Annotated in this window: 17 protein-coding genes and 4 pseudogenes; 13 read left to right on the top strand and 8 right to left on the bottom strand. The window is 40.5% G+C overall.

Going from position 1 to position 21,920, the window contains the following annotated elements; genetic code table 11:
- Nucleotides 1-61: 61 nt before the first annotated feature.
- From JCM21738_RS24120 to JCM21738_RS02775, 3 genes and pseudogenes are all read right to left on the bottom strand, one after another.
- On the bottom strand, nucleotides 62-235 hold the full coding sequence (locus JCM21738_RS24120; RefSeq protein ID WP_156315497.1) for a hypothetical protein: 174 nt from the start codon (nucleotides 233-235) through the stop codon (nucleotides 62-64).
- Nucleotides 236-374: 139 nt separating this feature from the next.
- Entirely contained in the window at nucleotides 375-1,331 is a 957-nt protein-coding gene (locus JCM21738_RS02780; protein WP_023613781.1) for an NERD domain-containing protein, read from the bottom strand.
- A gap of 315 nt (nucleotides 1,332-1,646) precedes the next feature.
- Nucleotides 1,647-4,219 (bottom strand): annotated as a pseudogene (locus JCM21738_RS02775) (CoA-disulfide reductase).
- A 599-nt stretch (nucleotides 4,220-4,818) separates the two neighbouring features.
- Here JCM21738_RS02775 and JCM21738_RS02770 point away from each other — a divergent pair.
- The 10 genes and pseudogenes from JCM21738_RS02770 to tnpA all read left to right on the top strand — a co-directional run bounded on the left by JCM21738_RS02770 (nucleotide 4,819) and on the right by tnpA (nucleotide 13,499).
- Complete coding sequence (locus JCM21738_RS02770) at nucleotides 4,819-5,682, top strand: YitT family protein (protein WP_023613783.1); 864 nt, start codon at nucleotides 4,819-4,821, stop codon at nucleotides 5,680-5,682.
- Nucleotides 5,683-5,732: 50 nt separating this feature from the next.
- A pseudogene (gene cccB / locus JCM21738_RS02765) lies at nucleotides 5,733-6,046 on the top strand (cytochrome c551).
- Between the two features lie 446 nt (nucleotides 6,047-6,492).
- Nucleotides 6,493-7,179, top strand: coding sequence for a cell division ATP-binding protein FtsE (gene ftsE / locus JCM21738_RS02760; protein ID WP_023613785.1), 687 nt, complete (start codon nucleotides 6,493-6,495; stop codon nucleotides 7,177-7,179).
- Nucleotides 7,169-8,061: pseudogene (gene ftsX, locus JCM21738_RS02755) on the top strand (permease-like cell division protein FtsX). The gene ftsE and the pseudogene ftsX overlap by 11 nt, the downstream one beginning before the upstream one ends.
- 99 nt (nucleotides 8,062-8,160) lie before the next feature.
- The gene (locus JCM21738_RS02750; RefSeq protein WP_023613787.1) at nucleotides 8,161-9,486 is read left to right on the top strand and encodes a murein hydrolase activator EnvC family protein; all 1,326 of its coding nucleotides are present in this window, start codon (nucleotides 8,161-8,163) and stop codon (nucleotides 9,484-9,486) included.
- A gap of 203 nt (nucleotides 9,487-9,689) precedes the next feature.
- Nucleotides 9,690-11,144, top strand: coding sequence for a S41 family peptidase (locus tag JCM21738_RS02745; protein WP_035208856.1), 1,455 nt, complete (start codon nucleotides 9,690-9,692; stop codon nucleotides 11,142-11,144).
- 439 nt (nucleotides 11,145-11,583) lie between these two features.
- Nucleotides 11,584-11,934, top strand: coding sequence for a hypothetical protein (locus JCM21738_RS25125; protein ID WP_243462860.1), 351 nt, complete (start codon nucleotides 11,584-11,586; stop codon nucleotides 11,932-11,934).
- Between the two features lie 100 nt (nucleotides 11,935-12,034).
- Entirely contained in the window at nucleotides 12,035-12,505 is a 471-nt protein-coding gene (locus tag JCM21738_RS25120) for a hypothetical protein (RefSeq protein WP_243462859.1), read from the top strand.
- Nucleotides 12,502-12,774 carry a zinc metalloprotease gene (locus JCM21738_RS25115; protein ID WP_243462858.1) on the top strand — a complete coding sequence of 91 codons (273 nt, stop codon included), beginning with the start codon at nucleotides 12,502-12,504 and terminating at the stop codon, nucleotides 12,772-12,774. Before JCM21738_RS25120 ends, JCM21738_RS25115 begins: the two co-directional genes overlap by 4 nt.
- A 243-nt stretch (nucleotides 12,775-13,017) precedes the next feature.
- Nucleotides 13,018-13,499, top strand: a pseudogene (gene tnpA, locus JCM21738_RS22940) (IS200/IS605 family transposase).
- Between the two features lie 245 nt (nucleotides 13,500-13,744).
- Here tnpA and JCM21738_RS02720 read toward each other — a convergent pair.
- The 5 genes from JCM21738_RS02720 to JCM21738_RS25110 all read right to left on the bottom strand — a co-directional run bounded on the left by JCM21738_RS02720 (nucleotide 13,745) and on the right by JCM21738_RS25110 (nucleotide 19,100).
- The gene (locus JCM21738_RS02720; protein ID WP_031307689.1) at nucleotides 13,745-15,211 is read right to left on the bottom strand and encodes an IS1182 family transposase; all 1,467 of its coding nucleotides are present in this window, start codon (nucleotides 15,209-15,211) and stop codon (nucleotides 13,745-13,747) included.
- Nucleotides 15,212-15,644: 433 nt separating this feature from the next.
- Nucleotides 15,645-16,031 carry a DUF6262 family protein gene (locus tag JCM21738_RS02715; protein WP_023613795.1) on the bottom strand — a complete coding sequence of 129 codons (387 nt, stop codon included), beginning with the start codon at nucleotides 16,029-16,031 and terminating at the stop codon, nucleotides 15,645-15,647.
- Nucleotides 16,032-16,052: 21 nt separating this feature from the next.
- Entirely contained in the window at nucleotides 16,053-18,026 is a 1,974-nt protein-coding gene (locus JCM21738_RS02710) for a tyrosine-type recombinase/integrase (RefSeq protein ID WP_232215846.1), read from the bottom strand.
- A gap of 1 nt (nucleotide 18,027) precedes the next feature.
- Nucleotides 18,028-18,747 (bottom strand): phage lytic cycle repressor MrpR family protein, encoded by a 720-nt coding sequence (locus JCM21738_RS02705; RefSeq protein ID WP_243462857.1) that lies wholly within the window; start codon nucleotides 18,745-18,747, stop codon nucleotides 18,028-18,030.
- Between the two features lie 113 nt (nucleotides 18,748-18,860).
- Nucleotides 18,861-19,100, bottom strand: a complete 240-nt coding sequence (locus JCM21738_RS25110) for a transposase (RefSeq protein ID WP_052019543.1) — start codon at nucleotides 19,098-19,100, stop codon at nucleotides 18,861-18,863.
- A gap of 602 nt (nucleotides 19,101-19,702) precedes the next feature.
- Between JCM21738_RS25110 and JCM21738_RS02700 the strand changes: the two genes are divergently transcribed.
- The 3 genes from JCM21738_RS02700 to JCM21738_RS02685 all read left to right on the top strand — a co-directional run bounded on the left by JCM21738_RS02700 (nucleotide 19,703) and on the right by JCM21738_RS02685 (nucleotide 21,794).
- Entirely contained in the window at nucleotides 19,703-20,254 is a 552-nt protein-coding gene (locus JCM21738_RS02700) for a sigma-70 family RNA polymerase sigma factor (RefSeq protein WP_023613799.1), read from the top strand.
- A 224-nt stretch (nucleotides 20,255-20,478) separates the two neighbouring features.
- Entirely contained in the window at nucleotides 20,479-21,279 is an 801-nt protein-coding gene (locus JCM21738_RS02690; RefSeq protein WP_148296046.1) for a hypothetical protein, read from the top strand.
- Between the two features lie 89 nt (nucleotides 21,280-21,368).
- Complete coding sequence (locus JCM21738_RS02685) at nucleotides 21,369-21,794, top strand: hypothetical protein (protein ID WP_035208848.1); 426 nt, start codon at nucleotides 21,369-21,371, stop codon at nucleotides 21,792-21,794.
- Nucleotides 21,795-21,920 lie beyond the last annotated feature (126 nt).

Raw genomic sequence — 21,920 nt, 5'->3', positions numbered from 1 at the left:
CGGGTTTGCGGGGATTTTTAATCTTATAAGAAAGCATAAAACTTTTTACTTAGATTAGTGTCTAGCTCCAGCGCCTAGCCCCTCGAGACGTTTCGGTCCGCCCGATGAAGTCAAAGAGCGACTTCACCGATCGGCCTCCAACGCTTGTCGGGGCTGACCAAGCGCTTGCGCTTTTCTTAGTGCCTTTAGCTGGAATCTCTCGGCAAACAGCTATAATCTCTCTGCATATGCTCATAATCTCTCACCTGCATATGATAATCTCCCACCCATGAACCAAAATCTCTCTCTTATATTTAAGATTCTCTCATTTATTCAATTTAAGGGAAAACATAAAATGAAGAAATCCCCTGCCAAATTAAAGGCAGGGGATTTCTTCATTTGGGATAGTATACTCTGTCTTTCGTAGTTCCGGTAAATGGGAGATTCATTTTAAGAAGTATTCTAGAGGCTGTTTTATCTGAAGTAAGCCGTAATAGTATTCTAAGCTGCTTGTTTGTGATGGAAGGGTTGCCGACCAAAAAGTAATCCATTACTGCTTGTACGTGTGCGTCATCTGACCTGGCACCACAACTTGTACAATGCCAGCTCCCTGAAATTCGCTCCATATAAAATTGGCTGCAAGATGGACATTGGACACCTTGGAGGAAATCGGAGGGGGAAAGTTTAAATTTACTTATATGGGATCCTTCGGGCTCATGACTTTTTATTAGAAGTTTAATCAGCTTTTTTATTTCTTTTTGCGAAAAGATTTCGCTCTTGTGCCTACTCTTGAACTCTTCCACTTTCATTACTACTGATCCGCCCTTACAAACTCTTTTAAAGATTTCTTCATTTTTAGTTGGATTTTTAAGAATAGAGCCTTGATTGCTGTATGTGACGAGGAATTCTATGGGAGGGATAGTGAAGTGATTGAGTTTTAGCCAATGCACAAGTTGGATTAATTGCCTTTTTACTTGCATGACTGGATCATCATATATTTCAATTTTATCATTATATGTTCGAATGACTTGGTTAAAATCGGGGTCGAATTCAATGATGCCTGGCATATTTTTATTTTCGATTAAAAGGATGAAATAAGTTGATAGAATGAGGAAATCGATTTGGAAGTGATTTTTTCCTAAGGGGATACGAAGATCTTGGAGAATATAGAAATCAGAATCATTTAGAAGGCTTAAATAGTAGTCCATGTCCTGTTCACCTTTGAAACCTGCTCTTCGAATCAAGAGATCTTGTAGGATTTCGCTCCTTTTTGGGTGGTTGAGCGAAATGCGCCGTAGTACAGCTTCATCAATCAGGATACGTAAAGGTATTGTTCTTTTTTTGACAATCAAAATATGATCACTCCTTATTATTTTGTTGGTTATATTCGACTTACTTGTATAAAAATCCTTCTTTATGAGAGGAGGAGGTGCAAATACGTGGTTCTGGAAAATGAATCTCTCGTTAAATTAGGATAATCTCTCGCCGAATAGGTAAAATCTCTTAACTTCATTAAATAATCTCTCGGGTAATTACAATAATCTCTCACAAAAGAGACCTAATCTCTCATTTTACCTGGATAAGGAAAAACCAAAGGCCAATTACCTTTTTTATTAACCCCATACACCTAAAAAGCGGCCTCCATAAAGGGAAGACCGCTCCCCATATTAGATAAACAAATTCAATCCAGAATCCTCCGCATCGCCGAGATACGCTGCTACGCCGCCGATTTCGACTCCGTCGATGAGTTCTTCTTTTGCGATGCCCATGATGTCCATGCTCATGCCGCAGGCTACTAGCTTCACTCCGGCGTCCATGGCATTTTTCATCAGGGTTTCAAGGCTGTCGACGTTTTTGTTGGCCATGACGGTCTTGATCATCTTGGAGCCCATGCCGCCCATGTTCATCTTGGACAATGGCAGGTCATTCGCTCCTTTCGGCATCATCAAGCTGAACATCTTCGCCATCATGTCTTTCTCGGTGGACGGTGCGTCGCTGCGCTTCAGGATGTTCAGTCCCCAGAAGGTGAAGAACAAGGTTACTTCTTTGCCCATCGCCGCCGCACCAGATGCGATGATGAATGTTGCGATTGCTTTATCGAGGTCGCCGCTGAACACGACCATCGTTGCGCCATTTTTAGCAGGAGCAGCGGTTGGAATGCCAGTCGGAACCTCAACAGGAGCTGCCATTGTATTCATAGGCACGACCACATTGCCTTTCATGATCTGCGCTTTGAACTTCTTATCTTCAAACTTGATGCTGATGAGTTTGTTGCCGGTCTTCTCACACCAAGCCTTAATGTCCTTCGCGAAGCCCGGATCTGTTGCGTGGACTTCCATAACCTCGCCGTCCTGCATATCGCCAAGTGTTTTATACACCTTCATGATCGGGCCAGGGCAAGACAGGCCGCAAGCGTCAAGTGTGGTTTTTACAGTCGGCGGTGCAACTGGAGCAGCAGGTGTCTCAGATACAGGAGCAGATTCAACAGCCAATCCTACACTGGCCTGTGAAGCGCCAGCAGCGATTTCTTCCATCGCAGCATTATGCTGAGCCACGCCATTATCGCTGATTGGAGTACCACAGTTTTCGCTTGCATCTGGCTCGAACACGCAAGAGTAAGTCTTGTAGCCGCCATCCAGGTTCTTCACCTTGAATCCAGCCTGCATCAGGATACGTGTAGCAAGGTAACCGCGAAGGCCGACCTGGCAGTATACGTACACTTCTCTCGTCGGGATTTCACCAAGACGGTCGCGAAGCTCGCCAAGTGGAATATTCACAGAACCCTCAATCATACCCATGTCGCGTTCGATTGGTTCACGAACGTCGATCAAGTAGCCGCCATCAGCCAGAATGTCATTGATTTCATGCCATTGAACAGTCTCAACAAGACCTTCAGCAAGATTCTTCGCTGCGTAGCCAGCCATGTTGACTGGGTCTTTTGCAGAAGAGTATGGCGGTGCGTAAGCCAGTTCAAGATCTGGCAGGTCAAAGATTGTCAGGCCGCCCTTGATTGCTGTAGCCAAAACGTCGATGCGCTTGTCGGCGCCATCATATGATACAGCCTGTGCACCGAAGATTTTGCCTGTCTCTCGGTCAAAGATTAATTTTAGCGCGATCGGAAATGCATCCGGATAGTATCCAGCGTGAGAGCTTGGGTGAACGTGTACAACATCATAAGAGATGCCCAGGCGCTTCAACGTCTTCTCGTTATTTCCTGTTGCCGCAACGGTCATGTCGAACACCTTCGCGATGGATGTGCCGAGCGTGCCCTGGTACTTTGAATCGATGCCGTTGATATGATCGGCAACGATGCGTCCCTGGCGGTTAGCCGGCCATGCAAGCGGAATATGAGTCGCATGTCCGTTGATATAGTCTTTTACTTCAATCGCGTCGCCGATCGCGTAGATGCTTTCGTCAGCCGTCTGCAGGCGCTCGTTGACACGGATTGCACCACGGAGACCAAGCTCAAGGCCAGCTTCTTTAGCCAATTTATTTTCAGGCGCAACGCCAATCGCAAGGATGACCAGGTCAGTATCAATTTGCTTGCCGCTGTTCAGGTTGATCAGCTTGCCGTTCTTCTCAAAAGATTTCACGCCATCTTCAAGAACAAGGTTCACGCCTTTTTCACGAAGATGCTGATGTAAAATTGAAGCCATTTCAAAGTCGATTGGCGCCATGATCTGGTCAGCCATCTCGACAAGTGTTACTTCAACCCCGCGTTCCCAAAGGTTTTCGGCCATTTCAACACCGATGAATCCGCCGCCGATGACGGTTGCCTTCTTCGGTTTTTGCTCATCGACATATGCTTTGATTTTATCAGTGTCAGGAATGTTGCGAAGCGTGAACAATGCTTCAGCTTCATTAATGCCTGGGATAGGAGGCTTGATTGGGCTTGCACCTGGTGATAAAACAAGCACATCATAGCTTTCCTCATAAGTTTCGCCGGTTTTAAGGCTCTTGATTTCAACCACTTTGCGCTCGCGGTCGATGCGCGTCACTTCGCTCAGGTTGCGGATGTCCATGTTGAATTTCTTGGACATGCCTTCAACAGTCTGAACAAGCAATGCGTCACGCTCCTGGATGGCACCGCGATATAATAAGGAAGGCCGCAGTTTGCGAAAGAAATATATTCACCGCGTTCGATCATCACGATTTCTGTTTGTTCATCCAATCTTCTTAAACGCGCCGCCGTTGTAGCTCCGCCAGCAACTCCACCTACGATAACAACTTTTTTAGCCAAATTAATTACCCTCTTTCTGAAAAATTTATATAGTTTCGAGTTTGTTTTTGGTTAATTGCCATTACAATCCGCAACCTACAGTCTGGCCAGATGCTGGACTCGGATATTGTGTAATGGTGAGCATGTAAGGTATTAAAAAAAATGTATTTTTCTTTTTTACAGGAAAGACTAATCAATATGACCGCCTCCTTATACGTGAAATATATCACAAAGTACGACTAGGGGTAAGGGTATTTGGATAATCGTCAAAAAGTGTTCATAATTTCACAAACTTAGAGAGTCAGGATAAAATATTGCTTGCAAAAATAGTGGGACTAATTGTTTCTATAATATAGACTCAATAAAACCAGGCTAATTCTGATAATTCGTGTTGCTATATGCGTAGAAACAAAAGTATAAGGTCTAAATGACAAGTCTGAAAGCAGGGAATTCGAAGATCGAGACTCTATAGAAACTTTAAAAGTAGCACAACACAAAGTAGTTTTTTGAGCACTGAAAAAAAACTTTTGCCCTTTAACACGGCGCACTATTAGCGTTTACAGAAAATTCGACACGTGCTATACTCACTGACGGCATTAAAGGAAAAAGGGGATAGGACTTTGAAGAAAAGGCGTAATCATACATTAAATCCAACTATAGAAAAGCTTTTTGAATATGTATATGTGCTCATTGGATCGGCGATTGTGGCAATCTCGTTCAATGTGTTCTTGCTGCCGAACCGGGTTGCTTCCGGCGGAGTCAGCGGGATCAGTACGATTTTAGATGCGACACTTGGCTGGGAGCCAGCCTATGTTCAGTGGGCTTTTAATATACCGCTGTTTATCGCAGGGGTTGTTTTACTTGGGAGGCAATATGGGTATAAAACTCTTGCAGGGACCATTTTCCTTCCATTTGTAGTGTTCCTCACCAATGACGTAAAGCCGTGGACTCTCGATCCTTTGCTTGGTTCATTATTTGGCGGCATCGGAGTCGGTCTTGGTCTTGGAATTGTTTTTAGAGGAAATGCGTCAACTGGCGGTACGGATTTGGCAGCGCAAATTATTAACAAGTATACGGGTCTATCTCTTGGTACTTGCGTAGCGTTGATTGATGGACTGATTGTATTATCAGCAGCGATTGTGTTTGATATTGAACGAGGCCTTTATGCTTTGATTGGGCTTTATGTGACTAGTAAAACGATTGACCTGGTGCAGGTCGGCATCGGGCGCTCGAAGATGGCGATGGTCATTACAAACCGTCAGGATGAAGTTCGTGAAGCAATTTTGAATAAAATAGACCGCGGAGTGACAAAACTATCAGCATACGGCGGCTATACGGACCATGAACGGCCAATTATCATGTGTGTTGTGGACCAGACGGAGTTCACAAAATTGAAACAATTGGTTCAATCCATTGACCCTGCTGCATTTGTCATTGTAATGGATGCTTCAGAGGTATTGGGCGAGGGTTTTAAAAGAGCTTGATATTGGTATAAAATAGTCGTGTATGCAAAATTTTATTAGGGGGAGTTAAGGTGAAGAAGAAATTATTGGCTCTATTAATGGGAACCTCCTTGGCACTGGCAGCTTGCGGTGGCGGCGGCGATGAAGCTGGCGGCGGAGATACGGCTGGTGCGGATCCGGAAAAGCTCTATAATCAAAAATGCTCTAGCTGCATGGTGGCAATCTAGAGGGCGGCGTAGGGCCTAAGCTAAGCGATGTAGGTTCACGTTTATCGCAAGAAGATATTGAAAGTGTTATCGCGAACGGCCAGGGATCAATGCCTCCAAAACTTCTTGAAGGCGACGATGCCTCAGCAGTAGCAGAATGGCTGGCAAACAAAAAATAACAGTTATAAGGAAACGTCCTGAAATCGTCGGGACGTTTTTTTTGTGTCATTTTTTCCAATACATTGACGGTAGAAATGCTGTCCTTATACATTTTTGCAAAATCGCCAAATTATTTAGCAATTCAGCAAGCTTCACATTTTGTACATACAAGTTATGACAAAAGGTTGTTACACCACGGTAATATAACTAAAAATTCTACTAAATAAGAAACTCGACAACAGGGGGATTTCACTAGGTAAATAGCTAACTTAAGAGGACAAACAACCGGCAAGCAACTAGATTTAATAACCTCTAGAGGAATTAAATGGAAAAAATAACTGCATTTGAAAAGAAACTGTAATATTTAAAAGGGTTTTTTTGATAGAGTGAGATGCTATAATAGGTTTGTTACAAATTGTCGAAGTTTAGCCGAGTGATAAGACTAACTATCTAAGGTGATACAAAAATGATAGATATGCAGGATGTTTACAAAACATACCGAAACGGCATAACTGCCGCTAATGGGATCAATGTTCATATAGATGCAGGTGAATTTTTATACGTGGTAGGACCCAGCGGCGCTGGAAAATCTACTTTTATAAAAATGATGTACCGTGAAGTTAAGCCTTCTAAAGGTTCCATCATTATAAATGGTGTCGATCTAGCAAAGCTTAAGGACAGCAAAGTACCATTGCTGCGCCGGAATATTGGCGTCGTGTTCCAGGACTTTAAATTGCTGAATACTCTTTCAGTCTATGAAAATGTGGCTTATGCGATGGAAGTAATTGAGGAACAGCCTCAATATATCAAGAAGCGTGTCATGGAAACTTTGGAACTAGTAGGACTTAAGCATAAAGCAAGAGCGCTTCCTACTGAGCTTTCAGGCGGGGAGCAGCAGCGTGTTGCCATCGCTCGTTCAATAGTGAACGCACCTAAAGTGGTAATCGCTGATGAGCCTACGGGAAACCTTGACCCTGATACTTCATGGGAAATCATGAACATTTTCGAGGAAATTAACTTAAGGGGAACTACGATCGTCATGGCCACCCACAACAAAGAAATCGTCAACACAATCACCCATCGCGTCATCGCGATCGAGAACGGCAGGATTGCCCGCGACGAAATGAAAGGTGATTACGGATATGAAAGCTAGAACATTTCGCCGCCATGTCCGAGAAAGCTTTAAGAGTCTGGGGCGGAACGGCTGGATGACGTTTGCATCCGTAAGTGCCGTTACAGTTACTTTGCTTTTGGTCGGTATCTTTTTCGTCATTATGATGAATTTAAATAAAGTCGCAACCACGATCGAGGAAGATGTAGAAATCCGAGTCCATGTGGATATAGCAGCGAATGACAAAGATAAAGAGGTATTGGAGCAGCAAATCAACCAGGTTTCCGGGATAAAAAATGTGACTTATTCTTCCAAGGAGCAAGAACTTGAGAGCTTGATAAAAAGCCTGGGAGATGAAGGGGAAGCCTTTCAGTTGTTTGAGCAAGATAACCCTTTAAATGATGTCTTCGTCGTAAAGACGAAAAATCCTACTGATACAATGAGAGTTGCCAAGCAAATTGAGAAACTCAATTATGTCTCTACAGTAAAGTATGGGCAAGGCAAGGTGGAAAAACTATTCAGTTTTATAAAAGTAAGCCGAAATGTGGGACTCATATTAATTGTCGGACTTCTTTTTACAGCAATGTTCTTAATCTCTAACACTATTAAAATTACGATTATGGCACGTAAACGAGAGATTGAAATTATGAGACTTGTGGGCGCTACGAACGGTTTTATCAGATGGCCGTTCTTCCTTGAAGGTCTCTGGTTAGGAATACTGGGAGCGATTTTGCCAATTGCAGCCGTATCCGCAGCTACTATTATGCTTACGATTACTTAAACGATAAGCTGAAAGACCATTTTATAAAATTGCTTGAATTCAATCCGTTTGTTTACCAATTATCAGCAATCCTGATCATTATGGGAGCTGCTATTGGAATCTGGGGAAGTCTCATGTCCGTCCGCAAGTTCTTGAAAGTGTAAGGGAGATTTTCATTCTTCCTTTACACTACATAGCCAATAGATGATAGATAGAAAGACAAAGTTACGAAACTATCATGAGTAAGAGAGGGGAAAAATCTAGTGAAAAAGCAGATACTCTCACTAGCAATAGTCAGTACTTTAAGCCTGGGTTCTTTGCTAAGCCCATTATCCGCAGATCAAGTAACAGCAAACAGCATCACAGAAATGCAAAAAGAGAAAGATGAACTAAAAAATCAGCGTTCGGGCATCAATGCTGAAATCGGTCAAAAGAAGTCCCAAATCGGTGTATTGCAAAACGAGCAGCAGAAGCTTAATGACCAAATCAAAAAACTCGATTTTGCAGTAAGTGACGCAGAACAGAAAATCGAAGCAAAGAACGCAGAAATTGCACAGACAACCGAGGAAATCGAAACGTTAAAAGTTGAAATCGCGGAATTGATGGAGCGCATCGAAAAACGCAATGAGTTGCTTAAAGATAAGGCACGCTCCTTCCAGGAAAATGGAGGAACTGTTAACTATATTGATGTATTGCTTGGAGCCCAAAGCTTCAGCGACTTTGTTGACCGCGTGAGTGCGGTAACGACAATCGTTCAGGCCGATAAGGATATCCTTGAGCAGCACAAAAAGGATAAGCAAGACCTTGAAACGAAGCAGCAACAAGTGGAAGCTAAGCTTAACAGCTTAAAAGACATGAAGAAAGATCTTGAGGTTTTAAAAGTACAACTGAACAACCAGATTAAAGAAAAGAATAAGCTTATGAGCACGCTTAAGCATGAAGAAGAGCAAATGCATGCCGAAACTATCGAAATGGCAGAAGCTGCGGAAGTCTTGGCGGCACAAGAAGCTGCAATGGCTCAGGCGATCGCACTTGAGAAGAAGCGTCAGGCGGAAATTGCAGCAGAAAAAGCAAGACAAGCTGAACTTGCGAGACAAAGAGCTGCGGCTGCAGCAGCTGCTAATAAAAGCAGCGGCGGTGGTGGAAGCTCGACTCCGGCTCCTGAACCAGTTTCAGCGGAACCACCAGCATCAAGCGGCATGCTTCAAATGCCTGCCAATGGCCGTATAACTTCAGGAATCGGACAGCGTTGGGGAACTTTCCATGCCGGTATTGATATTGCTAACAAAGCTGCTAATGTACCTATTGTCGCAGCTGCAGATGGTGTTGTAATCCGTTCTTATTATTCTTCAAGCTACGGAAATGCCATTTTCATTGCCCATTCAATCAATGGCCAAACGTATACAACCGTTTATGCGCATATGAGTAATCGCAGCGTTAGCAGCGGACAAGTTGTATCCAGGGGACAGCGCATCGGAACGATGGGGAATACTGGACAATCTTACGGTCAGCACTTGCACTTTGAATTGCATAAAGGCTCTTGGAATGCATCGAAGTCAAATGCAATCAATCCAATGCCACACTTTTAAGCAATCCTTCAGGAAGAGACAAACGTCTCTTCCTTTTTCTTTTTCCCGATTAAAAGACTCAGAAACTTGTAAATTATAACCATATGGAAGTCCGCTCCAAAATTAATCCTTCATACCCTGTCCCTGTTCGTCATATAATTGGAATCATAGAAATTTTTACGGCAGAGGAGCAGTAGATGCGGTAAACAGGGAGGAGTTTGGCAATGGAACGCAAGTGGATTGCCTTTTTGATGGCGGGCTCGCTGCTTACAGGTGCGGGGAGTACATACGCCGGCATGCAATGGTATGAAAGCAAGGCGGGGGTTCTGGAGCGCCAGATTGTGCCCCTAAAGGATCATGTGGGTGCACAGGCAGGTGATGCAAGCAGTCTCGAAAAAGTCGAGCAGGCCTACAGTTTGATTTTTAACAGTTACGTTGAAAAGGTGAAGGAAAAAGAGCTGATTGAAGGGGCGATCCAAGGTATGCTATCGACCCTGGAGGATCCGTATTCCGTCTATATGGACAAGGAAACGGCCAAACAATTCAATGAGACGCTTGAGTCTTCTTTCGAAGGAATTGGTGCCGAGGTCAGTACGGTCGATGGAAAAATCGTGATTGTTTCGCCTTTTAAAAATTCCCCGGCAGAGAAAGCCGGCTTGAAGCCGAATGATCAGATTTTGAAGGTCGACGGTGAAAGTATCGAGGGACTGGATTTATATGAAGCGACTTTGAAAATTCGCGGCAAAAAAGGAACTCCGGTTGTCCTGGAAATTGAGCGCAAGGGCTTGAAGGATCCGCTGAATGTAAAAGTGATCCGCGATGAGATCCCACAGATTACCGTCCATGCTGACATGAAAATGGTAAATGGAGAGAAGATTGGTTACATGGAGATTACCTCGTTCTCAGAAGATACCTCCAAGGAGTTCAACAAGGAACTTAAGGCTTTTGAAAAAGAAGGGATGGATGCGCTGCTGATCGATGTCCGCGGTAATCCCGGGGGACTGCTCTCCAGCGTGGAAGAGATTTTGCGAGAATTGATTTCGAAGGAGAAGCCTCTCTATCAAATTGAAGAACGCAACGGCGATAAGACTCGTTATTTCTCCAATCTGGAAAATGCTAAAAATTATCCGATTGCTGTGATGACAGACGATGGCAGTGCATCAGCATCAGAAATTCTGGCCGGTGCCTTGAAAGAAGCAGGAGGCTATCCGGTCATTGGCGAGAAGAGCTTCGGCAAAGGGACAGTCCAGCAGGCAGTGCCAATGGGGGATGGCAGCAATATCAAGCTGACACTGTTCAAATGGCTGACACCTGACGGCAACTGGATCCATAGAAAAGGCATCGAGCCAACAGTCGAAGTCAATCAGCCGGCGTTGTATGATACCCATCCAATCCAGGCGGAAGTACCTCTCAAGCTGGACATGAATAATGAGCAAGTGAAAAATGCCCAGGAAATCCTCGCTGGACTCGGTTTTGAGCCGGGGCGTACAGATGGCTACTTCAGTGGAATGACAGAAATTGCCATCAAGGCATTCCAACGGAAAAATGACATGACCGTTACGGGTGTGATTGACGCTAAAACTGCCACCGCACTCGAGGATGCGGCAAGAGAAGCAATGAAACAAGAAGAAAACGACCTTCAGCTGCAGACCGCGTTAAGGCTGCTGGCGAATCAGTAAAAGAAGCTGTACCCCGTCAAAATGGGGTACAGCTTTTTCCTTAATTTGGATGACGGCACGATTATGGCTTCAGTTTGGGCAATTACGGCAGAGTTTCGGGCAATTGTGCCGATTGTTCGGAAATTCACTCTGTTGATCGGGAGAATATAGCGTCTGACTAAGAGAATAATTTTTCCAGCGACCTTTTTTAAATGAAACCCTCTGAATTCACTCCAAAATTGAATGAATTTCATACTTGGAAGTGCAATTAATGCCTGACTTCACCAAAGGCCGACCTATAGTTCACCAAATTCCTTATCCCCTCGCAAGATTCAGTCCTAAAACAGATCCACAAGAAAAAAATCCCACCAAGTTTCCACAACAATTAATAGGTTTTACCCCACAGATTTGATAGAATAAGCTTAATATCATGTAATCTACGAAGGCTGGTGACATAGGGGTGGCACAGGATTGGTTCATTGAACTTTTGAAAGGGACGGGCAGGCTTCTGCTTCACCCTGTGTTCTATTATTCTATATTTTTGGCTGCAGTCCTTGGTATATCGCGCGTGAAGCGGGAGCGGAAGAACTTTACGGTGAGGGCTAAGGATGCTTATTTTGAGCTAAGACAGCTGTTTCCGCTAGGATTGCTGGTCGGTCTGATCATCTCAATCATAACCATTGCGGCGGGAATCGCGATTCCATTCGGAGCAATAGTTTTAATTGCTACAGCAACTCTGCTATTGAGTCTATTAACAAAAGTCAGGCTCCTTACGCCTGCATACACAATCGGCGTTGCATTTTTCGCTTGATCTTCCTTTCAGGAAAAGAAATCGATCTTCCTTTAGTCGGCGACTTATTTTCAAGCTAGATGAAACAATCTATCCATCCATTGTGATTTTGTTAGCATTAATGACGATTGGCGAAGGATTCCTTATTTTACGAAATGGAAAAAAGGGAACTTCTCCTAAATTGATCAAGAGTAAGCGTGGCCAGACGGTTGGTGTCCACGAGGTTAAACGCCTCTGGGTCGTGCCGGCATTCATGCTCATCCCGGGCAACATCCTGTCAATGCCATTCGAGTGGTGGCCTGTGTTCACACTTGGAGACAATACATATTCACTGATTCTTATTCCGTTTGCGATTGGTTTGCATCAGCAAGTCCAGGGGATGCTGCCAAAAGAAGCTGTCAGTCAGCTGGGCAGACGTGTGGTTGGTCTCGGCATTCTGATCACGCTGATTGCCGCGGCCGGCTACTGGTACCCGATAGCAGCCATCGTTGCTGTCGCGATTGCGATTATTGGTCGAGAAGCCTTGACGTTGACACAGCGGATGCAGGAAGAGAACATGCCGTTCTATTTTCGAAAAAGAACCATGGCGTGATGATTCTCGGGATCCTGCCGGAATCTCCTGCTGATAAAATGGCACTTGGTGTAGGCGAGCTTGTCACAAAGGTCAACGGCACCCATGTCCATGATGAACAAACATTCTATGAAGCTCTGTCACGCAACAGGGCGCATTGCAAGCTGGAAGTCCTTGATACAAACGGGCAAATCCGCTTCGTGCAAAGGGCGCTATATGAAGGCGATCACCATGAACTAGGCATCCTTTTTGTTTTGGATGAGAAGAAGTGGGACAGCGCAGTTGTTTAATTGTAGGTTTTCAAAATTGATTGGAAACTTGTCAAAATTAATTGGAAAAATTGTAAAAATTCTTTGGAAAACTGATTAGTCCTTTGAGATAATTATCTCGAAGGACTTTTTATTTGTAAAATGAAAACCCCGGGCTAGGCCCGGGGTTCCAAAAATCTTTCAGCGTGGTATTAAAAAAACTCCCTCATGGTGCTAAAATATTTTATGGTTCGCCAACCAAAATATCAGCACGGAGGAAGTTTCATGTCAAAAGACAATAATAGTTTAGCACACACTACCTGGAATTGTAAGTATCACATTGTATTTGCTCCTAAGTATAGAAGGCAGATTATTTATGGGAAAATCAAAAAAGATATTGGAGAAATACTGCGTAAATTATGTGAAAGAAAAGGCGTAGAAATTATTGAGGCAACAGCGTGCAAGGATCACGTGCATATGTTAGTGAGTATACCACCAAAACTTAGTGTATCCGCATTTGTCGGGTACTTAAAAGGCAAAAGTAGTTTAATGATATTTGATCGACACGCAAATCTCAAATATAAGTATTGAATCGCAAATTCTGGTGTACAGGCTATTATGTAGATACCGTTGGGAGAAACAAAAAGGTGATAGAAGAATATATACGCAATCAAATTCAAGATGATATAGTGGCAGAACAATTAACGATGATGGAATACATTGATCCATTCACCGGTGAAGAAGTAAAGAAAAAGAAACGAAGTTAAGAGGGAAGAAGGCCTTTGAGGTCTGGCCAGTAGAAGTAGTACAAATGGCGAGCCCTTCAGTAGCCCTTTAGGGTTTGGTCAGTAACAAAGGCTTTCAGCCGCAGAGAAAACCACCCGTTCTCACCAGGCCACTGAAAATCTGCCGATTTTTTAGATTTTCTTGAGCACCTAAATGAAAAAGCCGATGCAATTCCATATTTTTGGAATTGCATCGGCTTTTTTGTTATTTTTTGTCCTCTTTTGCTCTATTGTTGCTCTGTCAGTTTTAGAATTCTTTTTAAATTGACCGTAAAAATGGCCATTGCACCTTGCATCTCCATGCCCAATAGACCCGAGGATTTGGCTACATCATACCCGTGTCTGTGTTTTAACTCGCTATTTTTCGCCTCTATTTTATACCGTTCCTTGGATTTCTCCTTAAAGTACTCACTTTCCTGAAACTTTGCCTGCTGTGAGTGTTCAGTCGACTTTATTGAAACGGAATACGTCTTGCTTTTCGCTCCTTCTTTATAACAGCCATCACTAAATGGGCAACGCTTGCACTTTTCAATATCAAAATAATAGGTATCCACCTGATTCTTACCGTTTTTGCCAGTGTTTTTCTTTCCGTTTCTTGCCTTCCTGATTGCGAGGTGTCCTGCTTTACAAACATACATCCCAGCGTCTTTATTGAATTCGAATTCATCTTCCTTACTACGAGCGCCTTGGGTAATATTCGGATTCAATTTTGCGACCAAGTTGATTTTGTTTGTATTACTGTAGATAATATTCTCTTTTTCTGAATACGCTGCATCGCCAATGACAGCCTCGACTTGGATGCCTGCTTTTTCGCTTTTCTCAATCAGGGTTTGAAGCTGTTTGCCATCATTTTTCTCACCCGTCGTAAGGACAGCTGCCGTAATGATTCGTTCCTCGCTCATCGCCAAGTGTGTCTTGTATCCAAAGAAAGAAGAATCTGAGGTCTTGTGGCCAACTTTTGCATCCTGATCTTTTGAACAATTTAGCTGTTCAACATCATCTGCGACCGTCTCTTTCAATAGGTTAAGCTGCTCCTTTATGGCTGGGTATTGAATGAGGGTTTCTTCCTTTTCTATTACTTCAATGAGTTTTTGTGAATAGGCAATCTCATCCTCCAACACATCCGTCCTTGTCTTGGAAGGGAATTTGGATTTCATGGATTCATCGATTTGGTAGATTGCCTTCCTCAACTTCTTGGAACGCTCCATTAGGACTTCCTTCGGTTTCATCTGATTATATCGGGATTTTGTATGAGTCGCGTCGACAATAATGGACTTACTTTTGATAATCTCTTTTTCTAAAGCAATCTCAACCGTTTTATTAATAAGCAAGTCCAGAAGATTAACATTCTTCAACCTTAATTTACGGAATTTAGTGAGGGAGCTCGGGTCAATGACTTCCTCTTCTGGAGTCATGTCCAGGAAATATTTGAAGGACATGTCGTATTTGGAACGATCCACAATATCCACGTCTGAAAGGTCATGGATGGTTTTTAATAATAGGTATTTGAACATACGAATGGGGTCAATTGCGTTCCGACCATTATCAAGACAATAATTATCCTTAAGCTCTTTATAAACAAAGGAAAAGTCGACCAGATCATTTATCCGTCGCAATGTATTATCCTTTGGCACGATGAGGTCATAGAGACCCATATAAGGACTTAGCTTGATCGATTGTTGTACTGGCATCATTGGAACCACCCATTTCAAATAGTCTAACTCCATTATAAAACAAAGAACGTCCAAATCCCTAAAAAGATAGGAATCTGGACGTTCTATTAAAGTGATTGGTTTATAGCTCTAGGTTGATTGGAACGGAAGGTGCGTAGACTCCTGCGGGATCAGCGGGACAGGTGAGACCCCGCAGGCGCTTTAGCGCAGGAGGCTCACCGCACGCCCCGCGGAAAGCGAAGCATCCTGGAGTGGAAATCAACCGGCCAATTTTTCTAAGCTATTCTTTAAGGACTTTTTCAGTGGCCTCGTTCTCACGGGTGGTTTTTATTTTTCGAAGTTGTGAAGCATTACACTTAAACTAAACTGCCCCTTATATATAGTATCATGGGTAAAAATGAGGTTCGACGGAACCTCATTCTATGTTTACATGTTATTAAAGATATGGTTTACTTTAATCGATTTCATTATAAATTGCTGCCCAATCGACCTTTAATTGGTCCTTCAATTTCTTATTTTCTTCTTCGAGATGCTTCACTTTCTTTCGAAGGGATGCAATTATCACATCCTTAGAATGTTCTGTCATGTTTCGCTTTACTTGATTCGGTGAATCTAATTTTTCTTCCTGTTTTCTTAATGTTTCAATCCTAGACTTGATCTCGATGTATTTATATAAAAAAGGTTTCGATACTCCCGATTTTGCTGATACAGAATTAAAATTTATCTTTTCGTTTTGTTTAATCATTTCTTTAATGGTACTTTCAACCTTCTGCTTTGCTTTTTGCTTCTTATCTTCGATACTTCGAAGTAGTGGTTCTGTATTCGGATTCTTATTTGCCATGTATTTCATCTCTTTCTAAATTCAGTTTCTCAATTCTCTTCTTGTTTTGGGGAGTCCATAAATCCCACCATTATTTATAATTCCATCTCTAATTTCTTCGTACTTTTTCAATTTTGGCTCAATAATTTCTGCTGATCTATTTCTACCTGACTTTTGATATATCTCAATATCAGATTCCATTTTAAGAATTTGGTCGTTATAGAAATCTAGAAACGTCTGATCTACATGGAAACTGCGACAACTGTTTTTTATACAGGGTGGCTCTATTGTCTGCTCTAAATAATCACAATTATTTTTTGGACTTTTAATACAAAATCCATGATCCAACCGAATTGAATTTAAGTTATGACGGATCCATTCCAGCTCTAATCCATTATCATCAGCTTGTTGTTCTAATGTAGTAGAGACTACTTGACCTCCTTGCTGAAGCTTTACGGCTCCATTATTTGAAGCCTTTTCCCATTCTTTACGAAGAGTAGTATCATGAATCTGGGCATAAACTAGTGTCATCTCTGGGCTCGCATGAGCCATAAGCTTTTGTACATGTATAATATTCATTCCGTTATTGATTAGGTTCACTCCAAATCGATGCCTGAAGGCATGTGGCTTGCATCGGTATATACTCCCTTTTTGATCGACTATATTATTTTCTAAAGCTATTTTATTTAGATTATTGACTACGTTTTCTCTTGAAATTGGTTGACCTTTTCTACTACCACTATAAGTGGGAAATAGATAATTTAAAGGATTATTTTCAAGTGTTGATTTACGTTTAGTTAATTCCTGTTGTGTAAGGATTACTTTTGCTATCTCTTCAGAGATAGGAACTCGATGTGCTTTATCCTTAACTTTACGCTGCTCACCAACAATCCACCAACCATCTTCCTTTTGAATCAAGCAATCTATCTTTAGAGCGCAAGTGTCTGAAATTCTAAAACCAGTTGCCTCTAATAATAATATAATTTGTCTTATTTCTTCAGGTAGCTTTTCCATATGATTCATTATCTGCTCCCACACAAAGTCGGATATATATTTAACATTATCCTTCGATTTAGGAGGTAATTTAGGTTTGTCTTCAGGGAAAATCAGTAATCTAACAGGCTTTATTGGAGCTTCATCCCATTCAAATCTTTGTAAATATTCAATGAAAGTCTCCAGGAAAATTATAGAACGGTTTATATAGTTGTCCGAAGGGGCTTGTCCCTTATAGTGACTATTTCCTCCCATAGGGTGAGTTCGTAAGAATTCAATAAACTGCTCAATATCATTTCTGCTTAATTGCTCCAAGCTTACCCAATTAGGATACTTCTCATGAATGAAGTTGAAGAAGACTGGTAGCTTTGCTATATTTTGAATCGCTGATCCCCAGCCAAGGCTTTCTTGTATTAAGACACGGTTTTTAATATACTTTTTTAATAGATCCTTAAAAGGAGTAGGGACTAAATTGAAATTCAATGTACAATCATTAGAGGTGCTCTGATTGTAATCAATCCCTAATTTACGGACATTCCAGATGTCCTTTTCAGTTTCGCTCCGTTCATCATACCAATCAAGAAAGAATGCATGAATTCGATTATATAACTGCACATAACCTTTTACAGTTAACTTACTACAACCATCTTCGAAAAGGTAAGTTTTATAGTGGAACAAAAATTTCTCGTATGAAATGTCTAGTATTGAATTGGTATTTGGATAAAACTTCAAAATAAACTCTTGTAATCTATTTATTGCTGAAGACCTTCCCCATACTGTCTCCATTTTTAAAACTGATTCAGTTAGACGTTTGAAAAAATAGTATTTCAATTCATTTGTTATTCTAGTATTTAATTTGGAGTTAAACTTAACAACTTGTTTATTGATATTGGTTTCGCTAGTGTAAAGAGGGCATTCTATTGAATCCCAACGGTCATCTTTCCAATACCCTTGTAGCTCTTTCTCAATTTGTTCGTGTCGTAGGTATTTTGCTTCCTTTTTAATTTCTTGGTTTAACTTCACCTTAATTCTCACCCTTCATGTTCTCTTGGGCTTTCAGCCACTCTTTTCGAATTGTTTCATCCGTTGGATGGACATATGTTTGTATCGTTGTTTGTACTTGTGCGTGTCCTAACAGCTTTTGTATGATTGATACCTCTACTCCTTGTTCATGAAGCTCAGTGGCATAAGTATGCCTTAACATATGAGGTGTAATATCAATCTGAGTTTTCTTTCTTATACGTTTAATTACATCGAAAGCTGCTTGATAATTTAATGGTTCTCCCTTATTAGGACCAGTTAAAATTATAAAGACATGATTGGTATCTGCATCATGATAATCAATTAAATAATCTTGAAAAACATTCATTGTATCGCCAGATACATATACTTTTCTTCCTCTGCCATTAACAGTCTTAGACTCACGTACTTGAATAGAGGTAGAGCTAATATCAAAGTCCTCAATCCATAAAGATAATGCCTCTCCAATTCTAAGACCACCTTCATACAAAATACGAACCAATAATGCATCTCGAATATTGCTACACGCATCATGAATAATTTGGACCTGATTCTTTGTAAGTGTTAAAACTGCTCTTCGAGGTTCTTTGATTTTTAAAATGTTTTTATCAAGTGGCTTCCCCTTTGAGATATGATGTAGAAAGGGTTTGAATGATCGGTGATTCCCAATCACCTGCTTTTTTGTCTTTTCGGATAGATCCTTTTCATAATCTTCAATTCGCATCAGATAATCGTAGAAACTCTGAACGCAAGTCACCATAGTATTAACTGTTCGTTCAGATCTCCTCGCTTTTGTTGGTTGAAATTGAACTACTTTAGTAGATTGATATGGGCTTCTCAGCAAGATATATACTCCGCCAGAAGGTTAAGATCTACTTCTTTGTACTCTTTTTTCTTTTCGTTTAAAAATTGAAAGTAAAATTTTAAATAATGACAGTATGACTTTAATGTATTTTCAGCTTTTCCAATGTTATCTAGATATTTAAGAAACCTTAATACAGGAACGACAGGTTTGTTATCCCCATCAAGAAGCAAATATCTCCTTTTGTCATTAATTAAAACCTCTTGCACTTTCATTAACATCACCTCCAGATACAATAGTGATGTATTCTTGTTATTCTTTCTATGGTAACTATGTTTACTATATTTCTCTACTAAATATATGTTGTAAATAAAGAAACAAAAAGGGCGTAATATCTAACGTTATTAACGTTAAATACTACGCCCTGGTATACTACATATAACCAGCTTTTAGTTTAAGAAGGAAACATTTTGGAGGTGCTCCTTTTAAATGTTTCCTTCTACTTTTCCATTGATTTTCTTATATTGCAGAGCAGGGGAAAAGCCGGAGATTACATCAAACGCTTACCTATTGCTAACTCTAGCGGAACAGGGACTGTTGAATTCGGCAGTTCCTTTTGCGTTTTAGGTGCAGTTAGATGAATAGGAAAATATATTATATGTTGATTAACTATTAATTATGTTCTGTAAGTTCTTTTCTGTTGAGGACAAGTGTTGGCTATTCAACGACTTATCTTTCACCATAAAATCGAAATGCTGATCTAGTGTAGATGTTTAAAATGGTTAGAAGTTACGTTTAGTTGAACTTTTCTAACGTTCCTATAAATTTTACAACCATTTCTTTCGGGATTCGTCTAAAGTTTGAGAGGGTGTGAATCATGTTAATAAAAAAGAGGTTAGAAATGGATCCAATTCGCTATTCAAAAGAAGAAACCGTTGAATGGTTGATGAATGAATACGGAAAAAAAATCGTCAGACTTGCATTTACATATTTAAGAGAGGAACAACATGCAGAGGATTTAGCTCAAGAGGTGTTCATTAAGTGTTACCGAAATTTGGATACCTTCCGTAATGAATCATCTTATCAAACGTGGCTCTACTCAATTACAGTAAATCTATGTAAGGATAGATTAAGAAGTTGGAGCTTTAGGAATATTGTAATTAATAATTTCTTCCCTAACAGTAGTATTAGTAAAAAAACACCAGAGTCGGATTTAGTCGACAGTGAGTTCAGAAAAGAACTTTCACAGTTTGTATTAGAATTACCAGTTAAGTACCGTGAAGTCATCATTCTTTTTTATTATGAAGAATTTACTTACCAGCAAATAACTCAGCTATTAGGGATTAGTAACCAAACAATTAAATCTAGGCTATTTAGAGGAAGGATTCTATTGAGAAAGAAGTTAGAGGGAGGGAGAGGCAATGACTGATATGTTTAAAAGTTTAAAGAAAGACATGGATGATACTGTACTGAAAGAATTGGATTTCAAGGAAAAAAACAAAGCAATAGTGAGAAAAAGTTTTGGTAACAAGTACTTTCAAAGTAAGAAAAGACGTTTCCCTCAAGTGGGGTTTGTACTAAGTATCTGCTTCACTACTTTTTTTTATTGCAGGTATTAGTTATTTTGTAGTGGATAATTTAGGTCAATCTGAAATGGAGAACCTTGCAAGTAACGATAAGACAGAGGATCCAAAAGAAAAAGAGCAGTCCTCCACTATTACTCTCCCTGAACCAAAAGAGAATTTGGATAATTTGACTAAGGAAGATATAGTAACAAGGCTACTGAATTCGGTAGATTTTTTTAAAACTGCATCTGGATCATTTGAAACTTTTGATTCTTTTTATGATGGCTCAATAAGTAAGACAAAAGTAGAGTACAAATATAGTAATACCACCGTAGTTGGTGGATATGAAAAAGTAAACAATTTCGCCGAAGATAAAAATTCTGTGACCTATGAAAATGAATATTATTATAACCACCAAATGGTTTGGACTTTAGATCAAAATCAAAAAGATTATGTTTCTTACAACTATGAGTTAAGTGGTAAAAAAGATACAGTTACTGCAAATGATGTCTTTGAAATCGATTTATATAAATTATATGATTCAGATGAAAAATTCAGAGAAAGGCCACCATTCAGTGGTAATCTATTCGATTATGAATTTACGGCAAAATATTTGAGAGATGTTGAACAATGGAAGATTGAAAAACAAAACGAAGAATTCATCGGCCACAACACAATTGTTATCTACGGTAATATACCTGAAAGTATTAGAGAGACAAACTTTGCCCAGCCAAATGAAAAACGCTTTCGTATTTGGGTTGACAAAGATACAGGAATCATTCTGAAAAAGGAAATTTATAATAATGCAGGAGATGTAATAAGCTATTTACGTTCTTCTTCCCTTATTATTAATAAGTTTTTGAAGAAGAAGAGTTTTTACCTATTTTAGACAACTATAAAGAACGATTTATACAGGGTAGCATTACAAAAGATGAAAGAGAAAAGGATATTGAAGTTATTGAACATGCTGACACAGTTATGAGTAGCGTAAAAAAAGTACTAGAAATTCAGCGAGAAACAATTCCTTATTTATATGAGTTTAAGGATTCAAAATTAACGCCTTTTTCGTCTAGTATTGAGGAATATAAGGGGCAAAAACAAGCTTATGTTGTATATAGCTTTAACAAGCCAGAAACAGAGCAAGGCTCGGGATCCCGGTTACTTTATACAAGGATTTATCCTAATGAGTCTGCAGTAAGAACAACAGGAGATTTTAACACTGAACTTGGAGAAAAGAAAGAGAACTTTACTTTGAATGAAATAAAATGGAGTGTATACGAAATAAATGGGACACCTAATATACACCTGAAAGGAGAAAAAGATGGGATTGTGTATGAAATAGTTACGCAAGAGGTCTCTTTGAGAGAAGTTAAGGAGCTACTAGCTACTTTTATAAGTAATTAATAAAGTAAACAAGAGCGTTATCCCTTTATATTAACAGCACCCCAATTTATAGACACATTATCTAACGATTGTGGTGCAGTTCAAGAAGGGTTGACGCTTTTTTGTTGAATTCCTTCTTAAGCTAAA

It is taken from the genome of Mesobacillus boroniphilus JCM 21738, assembly GCF_000517385.1.
Taxonomy (GTDB): Bacteria; Bacillota; Bacilli; order Bacillales; family Cytobacillaceae; genus Mesobacillus; species Mesobacillus boroniphilus.
The sequence above is the reverse complement of the archived record's forward strand: the minus strand, read 5'-3'. Positions and strand labels throughout refer to the sequence as shown.